Here is a 9251-nt window from a genome sequence, read left to right as displayed (position 1 = left end):
CCCGCCCCTCGGGGACCGGCATCGAGCGATCCGTCAACGCCCCGCCGGTGATCGTGCCCGTGCCCGTTCCGATACCGGTGCCGCCCTACCAAGGTGGCAGCCAGCAGGGCGGTGGCCAGTCCGCGCCGAGCGGCCACCCACCGATCCAGTGCCTCGCCTGTCACCCGCCGCAGCCGGTTCACCCGCAGCCGATCCACCCACAACCGCCGCAGCATCCCTGAGATCGGGCGAGGCCGGACACATCGGTCCGGTCTCGCCTACGTTCGCGAGCGCAGCGCGCGGTGGGCATGAGGCCAGAACGGCATGCCCACCGCGACGGTCGCGCCGGCGGCGATCAGGCCCACCGCCACGTCGACGCTTTCGCGACCATCGCTTGCCCAGTAGACGTCCTTGAGGTCCAGAAGCAGGGCCAGCTCATCGACGATCATGGCGTTCGCGGCGCCGTACGCGACGGCCGCCGCGGGGTGCCGCCGTTGCCTGTCGGTGCCCCGCAGCCCGACCCCGGCCACCGTCGCCAGCATCCCGATGCCGATGTTGTAGTGGTGAAAGTGCTTGCCGCCCATCGACATACCGCCCCCCGACGGGCCGTGGCCGGCGCGGATCCAGTGCGTGAGCCCCCGCAGCCCGGCGAAGGTGAGGGTGAACGACGCCCAGGCCAACACCGTGGCCTGCTCACCGGGCTGCAGCCGCTCGTTCCATTGGTGGCGCAGGCGCCCCCACCGAGACCTCGGTGCGTCGTCGGCGACGTCCATAACAACCGACGCTAGACCCATAGCATCGATTGCGTGGAGTCCCGTTGGGTGCTGCACCTGGACATGGATGCGTTCTTCGCCTCGGTCGAACAACTCACCCGGCCGACCCTGCGGGGACGGCCGGTGCTGGTCGGCGGCCTGGGCGGGCGGGGCGTGGTGGCCGGCGCCAGCTACGAGGCCCGCGTGTTCGGCGCCCGCTCGGCCATGCCGATGCATCAGGCCCGCCGCATGGTGGGCGTGACCGCGGTGGTGTTGCCGCCGCGCGGTGTGGTGTACGGGGTGGCCAGCCGGCGCGTCTTCGACGCCGTGCGCAGCGTGGTGCCCGTCGTCGAGCAGCTGTCCTTCGACGAGGGTTTCGGCGAACCGCCGCATCTCGCGGGCGCCTCCGCCGAGGACGTCGAGGCGTTCTGCGAGGGCCTGCGGCGACGGGTCCGCGACGAGACCGGCCTGATCGCCTCGGTCGGCGCCGGCTCGGGCAAGCAGATCGCCAAGATCGCGTCCGAGCTGGCGAAGCCCGACGGCATTCGGGTGGTCGGCCGCGCCGAGGAGCGGGCGCTGCTGGGCGGTTTGCCGGTGCGGCGGCTGTGGGGCATCGGCCCGGTCGCCGAGGAGAAGCTCAATCGGCTGGGCATCGAAACCATCGGCCAGCTGGCCGCGTTGACCGACGCCGAGGCCGCGAACATCCTGGGCGCGACGATCGGGCCGGCGCTGCACCGGCTGGCCCGCGGCATCGACGACCGCCCCGTGGCCGAGCGCGCCGAGGCCAAGCAGATCAGCTCCGAGTCCACGTTTGCCGTCGACCTGACCACCCTGGAACAACTTCGGGAGGCGATCGACCCGATCGCCGAGCACGCGCATCAGCGGCTGCTGCGCGACGGCCGCGGCGCCCGCACCGTCACGGTGAAGCTGAAGAAGTCCGACATGAGCATCCTGACCCGCTCGGCCACGCTGCCGTACGCGACGACCGAGCCCGGCGCGCTGGTCGCGGTGGCCCGGCGGCTGCTCCTCGACCCACGCGAGATCGGGCCGATTCGCCTTCTGGGCGTTGGCTTTTCGGGGTTGAGCGACGTGCGTCAGGAGTCGCTGTTCCCGGACCTGGACCTGGCGGGGGAGACGTCCGAGGGGCAACCCGTCCAGACGGCGACCGAGGCGATGTTCGCGCCGGCGCCCGACGATTCCGGGTGGCGGGTGGGGGACGACGTCGCGCACCCCGACCTCGGGCACGGCTGGGTGCAGGGCGCGGGCCACGGCGTCGTCACGGCGCGCTTCGAGACCCGCAGCACGGGCCCGGGCCCGGCCCGCACGTTCCCGGCCGACACCGCCGAGCTGGTCAAGGCCAACCCGGTCGATTCCCTGGACTGGCCGGATTACCTGGGGAAGCTGCAGGCCAACGAGGTCTCAGCCCCACCGGGCGATGACGTCGCCGACCGGTAGCCCCGCCGCCAGCGCGGCCATCATCAGCACCCGGGCCTGGGGCGGTCGCAGCCGGGGCACCATCACCGCGCCGGCGGCCGCCATGGCGTGCCCGGGCCCGTAGCTCGCGCCGACCCGGCCGCCCGGGACGCGGGTGGAGACCGCGACGGCCACCCCGGCGCGGCAATGGCGGGCCACCGCGTCGACCACCGCGTCGCCCGCGTTGCCCGAACCCAGCGCCTCGAGCACCACGCCCCGCGCCCCGGCGGCCACGCACGCGTCCAGGGCCACGCCGTCACTGCCCAAATAGGCGGCGACGACGTCGACCCGCGGGGCCGCGGCGGCGCTCAGCGCGCCGAGCTGGGGCCGCGTCTTCGTGCCGGCCAGCGTCACCCCGCCGTTCACCGTGCCGATCAGCTCACCGGCGAATCCGCTCAGGTCGTTGGTCGCCACCTTGGTCAGCCCCAGCGGCTGCAGCACCCGGCCGGCGAAGCACAACAGGACGCCCAGGCCGCGGGCGCCGGGGCTGCCCGCGACGGCGAGGGCGGCGCGCAGGTTGGCCGGCCCATCGGCGTCGGGGGCGTCGGCGCTGCGCATGGCGCCGGTGAGGACGACCGGAACGTCACCGTCATGGGTGAGCTCGAGCCAGAGCGCGCTCTCCTCCATGGTGTCGGTGCCATGGGTGACCACCACGCCGTCGGCGCCGCCCTCGATGGCCGACCCCACGGCCCCGCGGATCCGGTCCCAGTCGGCGGGCACCAGCTGGGAGCTGTCCACCGCCAGCACGTCGACGACGTCCACGTCGAGACCGGCCGCCAGATCGGCCGCGCCGTACGACGGCCGGTGCACGCCGTCCGCGCCGGTGCCGGTCGATATCGTGCCTCCGGTGGCGATGACGGTGAGCCGGCCCATGGTGGAATCATCGCGCACGCCGACCGCGAACACCGGCCGGCCCGCGTGCCCATTGGGGGATGATGTGAGAGTGCCCGAGGAACCTGAGCCCGTGACGTCGACCGAGCAGGCCGAGGACGCGCCGACCACCGAGCCGGAACGCCCGGCGAGGCGGCTGCGCCTGCTGCTGTCGGTCGCGGCGATCGTCTTGGCCCTGGACATCGTGACCAAGGTGCTCGCCGTCAAACTGCTGCCGCCCGGTCAGCCGGTGCCCATCATCGGCGACACGGTGACCTGGACGCTGGTGCGCAATTCGGGGGCGGCGTTCTCGATGGCGACCGGCTACACCTGGGTGCTGACCCTGATCGCCACCGGCGTGGTGGTCGGCATCTTCTGGATGGGGCGCCGGCTGGTGTCGCCCTGGTGGGCGGTCGGGCTCGGGATGATCCTCGGCGGCGCCATGGGCAACCTGGTCGACCGCTTCTTCCGCGCGCCCGGGCCGCTGCGCGGCCATGTCGTCGACTTCCTTTCGGTCGGCTGGTGGCCGGTGTTCAACGTCGCCGACCCCTCGGTGGTGGGCGGCGCGATCCTGCTGGTGGTGCTGTCGATCTTCGGCTACGACTTCGACACCATTGGTCGGCGCAAGGCCAACGGCGACACCCCGGGCAGGCGAAGGGCCGGCCAGCGTTGACGGATCGCTCGATGCCGGTCCCCGAGGGGCTGGCGGGCATGCGCGTGGACGCGGGACTGGCCCGCCTCCTCGGGCTGTCCCGCAGCGCCGCCGCGGCCCTGGCCGAGGACGGCGGCGTGGAGCTGGACGGCGTGCAGGCGGGCAAGTCCGACCGGCTGACCGGCGGCGCGTGGCTACAGGTGCGCCTGCCCGAGGCCCCACCGCCGGTGGAGAACACGCCCGTCGACATCGAGGGCATGACGATCCTGTATTCCGACGACGACATCGTCGCGGTCGACAAGCCCGCCGCGGTGGCCGCGCACGCGTCGGTGGGCTGGACCGGGCCGACGGTGCTCGGCGGGCTGGCCGCCGCCGGTTACCGCATCACCACGTCCGGCGTGCCCGAGCGGCAGGGCATCGTGCATCGCCTCGACGTCGGCACCTCCGGGGTGATGGTGGTGGCGCTGTCCGAGCGGGCCTACACCGTACTCAAGCGCGCGTTCAAGCAGCGCACCGTCGACAAGCGCTATCACGCGCTGGTGCAAGGACATCCGGATCCGTCCAGCGGGACGATCGACGCGCCGATCGGGCGGCACCGCGGCGGCGAATGGAAGTTCGCGGTGACGACCGACGGCCGGCACAGCCTCACCCATTACGACACCATCGAGGCCTTCGTCGCGGCCAGCCTGCTCGACGTGCACCTGGAAACCGGCCGCACGCACCAGATCCGGGTGCATTTTTCCGCGCTGCATCACCCGTGCTGCGGCGACCTGGTCTACGGGGCCGATCCGAAACTCGCGAAATCCCTTGGGCTCCAACGTCAATGGCTGCACGCACGCTCGCTGTCGTTCGCCCACCCGGCCGATGGCCGACGGATGGAGATCGTCAGCCCCTACCCGGCCGACCTGCAGCACGCGCTGGACGTGCTGCGCGCCCAGGGCTGATCATTCTGATGGTTTCGACCCGTCCCCCAAGCTTCGCTGGGAGTGCCCCCCAGCGCCCGGCTTCGCCGCGCTTGCGATCACTCAGCCGGCTTGCGCGCCTCGACGAGCAGGCGCACCGAGTGCGCGACGAAGGGCCCGTCGGCCTGGATGCGCTCGTGCAGTTCGCGCAGCCGCTCGCGGTAGGCGTCGACCGTGAAGTCCGGCACGGTCCAAATCACCTTGCGCAGGAAGTAGATAACGGCACCGACGTCGAAGAACTCGGCGCGCATCCGCTCCATGCGCATGTCGACCACCTGCATCCCGGCGGCCTCGGCCTCGGCGCGCTGGGCGTCCGGGTGCAACTCGGCCCACTTCTGCGGCTGCGGCCCGATGAAGTGTTCGACGAGCTCGGCCATCGTGGCGGGGCCGATCTGCTGGGCGAAGTAGGTGCCGCCCGGCCGCAGTACCCGGGCGATCTCGAGCCATCGCACCTCGATGGGGTGGCGGCTGGTCACCAGGTCGAAAGCCGAATCGGCGAACGGGAGCCGCGGCTCGTCGCCGGTCAGCACGACCACCACGCCACGGGGGTGCAGGCGCTGGGTGGCCAGGGCGGCGTTGGGTGGCCAGGATTCCGTCGCGGCCATCGCGGGCGGAAACCGTTCGGCCCCCGCGAGCACCTCGCCGCCGCCGGTGTCGAGGTCGCACGCGGCGGATGCGCTGGCCAGGCGCCGGCTCATCTGGCGCTGGTAACCCCACGACGGGCGTTCCTCGGTGGCCCGCCCGTCCAGCCAGGAGAAATCCCAGCCGTCGACCGGCGCTGAGTCGGCCTCCGCCAGCAGGTCGTCGAAGGTGCGGGTCATGTCGAGCATGCTAGGCACTCTTCACGGCGCGCGGCAGACGAACTTGGTGCCGTTCAGGTCGAGCCTGACTTCGCCCTGGTGTTCCCAGTACTGGAAGCCCTGCCGGCCGTAGCGGGCGCCGCTGCCGGACGGTTCGAGGAAGAGGATCTGCTGGTTGCCCTTCCAGTTGAGCACCGCCGCGGGCGGGTCGGTCTCGTTGTAGAACTGCGCGGTCAGCGGCCCCGCGTCGGCGGGGCACTGGTAGGTGACCACGGGCGGGCTCAGGGTGCCCGGGTCGGCGATGGCCAACTGCACCAGCCGCGTCTGGTAGGCCTCGAGCAGGCAGGTGCGCATCTCGGGGTTCTGCGCGCAACCGTCGCGGGCGGTCGCCCAGCCGTTCTGCGCGGCCGTCAGCGCCCCCTGGTCGGTGCCGGGCCGGGTCAATGCCTGCTGATACGCCGCCTGCAGGCGGTGATCCAGGTCGGTCAGTTGCGGGTCGGCGCACACCGATTGCTGGGCCGCGTTGCCCGGGCGGGCGCAGTCCAGCGCCGCCGCGGTCGGGGGAGTGCTGGCGGTGCTCGCCGGGGTGGTGCCGGCCGGCGGTGGATCCGTCTTCGCGCCGCAGGCGCCCAGCACCAGTGCCGCGATGACGGCGGCGAGCAGTCGCATACGTGCTGACTACCCGCTGCGGGCCACACACCGGTGTGCGACACGCCGCGAGACGGTCAGACGGTGGCCCCGTTGGCCTCGCCCGACGCGATCTCGGGCGCCAGCGGCGCGATCGCGGCGCTGATCGCGGTCACCGTTTCGGCGTCGACCCCGGCCGCGGCCAGCGCGTCGGACAGGTGCCCGGCCACCAGGTTGAAGTGGTGCATCGTGATCCCGCGGCCCTGATGCACCTGCTTCATCGGCGCGCCGGTGTAGGGCTCGGGCCCGCCGAGCGCGGCGGCGAAGAACTCCACCTGTTTGCCCTTGAGGCGGCTCATGTTCGTTCCGGTGAAGAAGCCCGCGAGCTGTTCGTCGGCAAGAACCCGAACGTAGAAGTCCTCGACCACGACTTCGATCGCCTCGTGCCCGCCGATCCGGTCGTAGACGGTGGCCGACGGGGTGCGGAAGCGTGCCAGAATTTTCATAAGTTGGATTGGAACATCTCGGCGTTGCCCCGCAGTTAGTTGGCTATCACGCACGGATGTCTTTGCGTAACAGGCGGATTGCCCGCTTTTGACGCCCGCGCCGGCCGCGGCGTGAGGCGGGCGGGCGCTTTACCTGCCGGAAATCTGCACCGGGTCGCCATGGTCATGTCCTAGGTTGGGTAAATGACCCACGTCACATTCACACAGCCCCACCAGGCGGTCGTGGTCATCGGGCAGGCCAGCTGCCATTGGGGGGCCGACACCATCAGGAGCCAAAGCCGATGAACCTCGGTGACTTAACGAACCTGGTCGAAAAGCCGCTCGCGAACTTGGTCGAGAAGCCGATCGCGGCGATGTCGCACATCGTCAACACGCCCAACTCCGCGGGCCGCTATCGGCCGTTCTATCTGAGGAATCTGCTCGACGCGGTGCAGGGCCGCACGCTCGACGAGGCCGTCGGCGGCAAGGTCGTCCTGATCACCGGGGGATCGTCGGGCATCGGTGAGGCGGCCGCGAAGAAGATCGCCGAAGCGGGCGGCGAGGTGGTGCTGGTGGCCCGCACCCGGGAAAACCTGGAGAAGGTGGCCTCTGACATCGAAGCGATCCGCGGCGGCGGCACCGCCCACGTGTACCCGTGCGACCTGTCCGACATGGACGCGATCGCCGCGATGGCCGACCAGGTGCTCGGCGACCTCGGGCGCGTCGACATCCTGATCAACAACGCCGGGCGGTCCATCCGGCGCTCGCTGGAGCTGTCCTACGACCGCATCCACGACTATCAGCGGACGATGCAGCTGAACTACCTGGGCGCGGTCCAGCTCATCCTGAAGTTCATCCCCGGGATGCGGGAACGCGGCTTCGGGCACATCATCAACGTCTCCTCGGTGGGCGTGCAGACCCGCGCGCCGCGCTTCGGCGCCTACATCGCCAGCAAGTCCGCCCTGGACAGCCTGTGTGATTCCCTGCAGGCCGAAACCGTCAACGACGGCGTGAAGTTCACCACCGTGCACATGGCCCTGGTGCGGACCCCGATGATCAGCCCGACCACGCTCTACGACAAGTTCCCGGCGCTGACGCCCGATCAGGCGGCCGGGGTGATCGCGGACGCGATCGTGCACCGGCCCCGGCGGGCCAGCTCGCCGTTCGGCCAGTTCGCCGCCGTCGCGGACGCGGTGAACCCGGCGGTGATGGACCGGGTGCGCAACCGCGCGTTCGCCATGTTCGGCGACTCCCATGCCGCCAAGGGTGACGAATCGTCAAGCGATACACAGGAATTCGACAAGCGCAGCGAGACGTTTGTGCGGGCGACGCGCGGGATACATTGGTGACATCATGAGCCTTCCGAAACCCGACATCCAGACCACCGTCGTCATCACCGGTGCATCCTCGGGCATCGGCGCCGAGCTGGCCCGCGGGCTGGCCCGCCGCGGCTTCCCGTTGCTGCTGGTGGCGCGACGCCGGGAACGCCTCGACGAACTCGCCAACGAGGTGGGCCAGGAGTACTCGGTGGCGGTCGAGGTGCAACCGCTGGACCTCGGCGATGCCAAGGGTCGCAACAAATTGGCGGACCGGCTGCGCGCCGAGCCGATCGCCGGCCTGTGCAACAGCGCCGGTTTCGGCACCAGCGGGGTCTTCCACGAGCTGCCGCTCGAGCGCGAAAGCGAGGAGGTGACCCTCAACGCGCTCACGCTGATGGAGCTCACCCACGCGGCCCTGCCCGGCATGGTCGAACGCGGCGCCGGCGCGGTGATGAACATCGCGTCGATCGCCGGTTTTCAGCCGGTGCCCTACATGGCGGTCTACTCGGCCACCAAGGCCTTCGTGCAGACGTTCTCCGAGGCCATCCACGAGGAGCTGCACGGGACCGGGGTGTCGGTGACGTGCCTGTGCCCCGGCCCGGTGCCGACCGAGTGGGCCGAGATCGCCAACGCTGAGCGGTTCAGCATCCCGATCGCGCAAGTCTCGCCGCACGACGTCGCCGAGGCCGCGATCGGCGGGATGCTGGCCGGCCGGCGCAGCGTGGTGCCCGGGGTGGTGCCCAAGGTGGTCAGCACCGGCGGCAGGTTCGTCCCGCGCAGCCTGCTGCTGCCGGGGATCCGGATCGGTAACCGCTTCCGCGGCGGGCCCAACCGCTAATGGCCGCTGTTGACCTGACCGCCGACGTACCGATGAGCCCGCAGGAGATGTGGGACCGCGTTGCCGACCTCTCGGACCTGGGCGATTGGCTGGTGCTGCACGAGGCGTGGCGCAGCGAGCTGCCCGAGGAGCTGGGCGAGGGCGTCCAAGTCGTCGGGGTGGCCCGCGCCAAGGGCTTCCGCAACCGGGTGACGTGGACGGTGACCACCTGGGACCCGCCGCATCAGGTCGCGTTGTCGGGGTCGGGCAAGGGCGGCGCCAAGTACGCCGTCACGCTCACCGTGCGGGGCGGTCAAGACGGATCGACGCTGGGACTGCGCCTCGAGCTGGGCGGGCGGGCGTTGTTCGGGCCGGTCGGCTCGGCGGCGGCGCGGGCCGTCAAGGGGGACGTGCAGAAGTCGCTGAAGAACTTCGTCGAGCTATACGGCTAGCGCGGCGGGCCGTCGCGAATCAAACCCAGACACACTTCGCGACACGCCCGAAACCCGTCGGTC

11 protein-coding genes and 1 pseudogene are annotated in these 9251 nt (G+C 71.2%); 7 read left to right on the top strand and 5 right to left on the bottom strand.

Translation table 11 applies throughout. The features are described from left to right. Nucleotides 1–221: pseudogene (locus tag A5730_RS25265) on the top strand (hypothetical protein); the annotation flags it as partial. A 36-nt stretch (nucleotides 222–257) separates the two neighbouring features. Here A5730_RS25265 and A5730_RS22315 read toward each other — a convergent pair. Beyond that, a complete protein-coding gene (locus A5730_RS22315; RefSeq protein WP_067905408.1) occupies nucleotides 258–752 on the bottom strand; it encodes a hypothetical protein in 495 nt (164 codons plus the stop codon). A 48-nt stretch (nucleotides 753–800) separates the two neighbouring features. Here A5730_RS22315 and A5730_RS22310 point away from each other — a divergent pair, with 48 nt between their 5' ends. Then, a complete protein-coding gene (locus A5730_RS22310; RefSeq protein ID WP_197506318.1) occupies nucleotides 801–2186 on the top strand; it encodes a DNA polymerase IV in 1386 nt (461 codons plus the stop codon). Here A5730_RS22310 and A5730_RS22305 read toward each other — a convergent pair. Then, the gene (locus A5730_RS22305; RefSeq protein ID WP_067905416.1) at nucleotides 2151–3077 is read right to left on the bottom strand and encodes an asparaginase; all 927 of its coding nucleotides are present in this window, start codon (nucleotides 3075–3077) and stop codon (nucleotides 2151–2153) included. The genes A5730_RS22310 and A5730_RS22305 overlap by 36 nt on opposite strands. Before the next feature lie 70 nt (nucleotides 3078–3147). Between A5730_RS22305 and lspA the strand changes: the two genes are divergently transcribed. After that, the gene (gene lspA, locus A5730_RS22300; RefSeq protein WP_156745894.1) at nucleotides 3148–3747 is read left to right on the top strand and encodes a signal peptidase II; all 600 of its coding nucleotides are present in this window, start codon (nucleotides 3148–3150) and stop codon (nucleotides 3745–3747) included. Then, nucleotides 3744–4670 carry an RluA family pseudouridine synthase gene (locus tag A5730_RS22295; RefSeq protein WP_067905402.1) on the top strand — a complete coding sequence of 309 codons (927 nt, stop codon included), beginning with the start codon at nucleotides 3744–3746 and terminating at the stop codon, nucleotides 4668–4670. The genes lspA and A5730_RS22295 overlap by 4 nt, the downstream gene beginning before the upstream one ends. A gap of 77 nt (nucleotides 4671–4747) precedes the next feature. On the opposite strand, the gene A5730_RS22290 is transcribed toward A5730_RS22295, so the two are convergent. Genes A5730_RS22290 through A5730_RS22280 form a run of 3 tightly spaced genes read right to left on the bottom strand, consistent with a single transcriptional unit; the run spans nucleotide 4748 to nucleotide 6621 of the window. Beyond that, on the bottom strand, nucleotides 4748–5509 hold the full coding sequence (locus A5730_RS22290; protein ID WP_067905414.1) for a class I SAM-dependent methyltransferase: 762 nt from the start codon (nucleotides 5507–5509) through the stop codon (nucleotides 4748–4750). Between the two features lie 21 nt (nucleotides 5510–5530). After that, nucleotides 5531–6157 carry a lysozyme inhibitor LprI family protein gene (locus A5730_RS22285; protein ID WP_067905400.1) on the bottom strand — a complete coding sequence of 209 codons (627 nt, stop codon included), beginning with the start codon at nucleotides 6155–6157 and terminating at the stop codon, nucleotides 5531–5533. Nucleotides 6158–6213: 56 nt separating this feature from the next. Further along, a complete protein-coding gene (locus tag A5730_RS22280; RefSeq protein ID WP_067905398.1) occupies nucleotides 6214–6621 on the bottom strand; it encodes a group 1 truncated hemoglobin in 408 nt (135 codons plus the stop codon). A gap of 281 nt (nucleotides 6622–6902) precedes the next feature. Here A5730_RS22280 and A5730_RS22275 point away from each other — a divergent pair, with 281 nt between their 5' ends. Genes A5730_RS22275 through A5730_RS22265 form a run of 3 tightly spaced genes read left to right on the top strand, consistent with a single transcriptional unit; the run spans nucleotide 6903 to nucleotide 9188 of the window. Then, nucleotides 6903–7949 (top strand): SDR family NAD(P)-dependent oxidoreductase, encoded by a 1047-nt coding sequence (locus A5730_RS22275; RefSeq protein ID WP_067905396.1) that lies wholly within the window; start codon nucleotides 6903–6905, stop codon nucleotides 7947–7949. 4 nt (nucleotides 7950–7953) lie between these two features. Beyond that, nucleotides 7954–8757 carry an SDR family oxidoreductase gene (locus tag A5730_RS22270; RefSeq protein ID WP_055404078.1) on the top strand — a complete coding sequence of 268 codons (804 nt, stop codon included), beginning with the start codon at nucleotides 7954–7956 and terminating at the stop codon, nucleotides 8755–8757. Then, the gene (locus A5730_RS22265; RefSeq protein ID WP_067905394.1) at nucleotides 8757–9188 is read left to right on the top strand and encodes an SRPBCC family protein; all 432 of its coding nucleotides are present in this window, start codon (nucleotides 8757–8759) and stop codon (nucleotides 9186–9188) included. Before A5730_RS22270 ends, A5730_RS22265 begins: the two co-directional genes overlap by 1 nt. Nucleotides 9189–9251 lie beyond the last annotated feature (63 nt).

Origin of the sequence: Mycobacterium sp. ACS4054, assembly GCF_001667275.1 — a bacterium.
Taxonomy (GTDB): domain Bacteria; phylum Actinomycetota; class Actinomycetes; order Mycobacteriales; family Mycobacteriaceae; genus Mycobacterium.
Note: the sequence above shows the minus strand (reverse complement) of the source record. Positions and strands in the feature narration are given on the sequence as shown.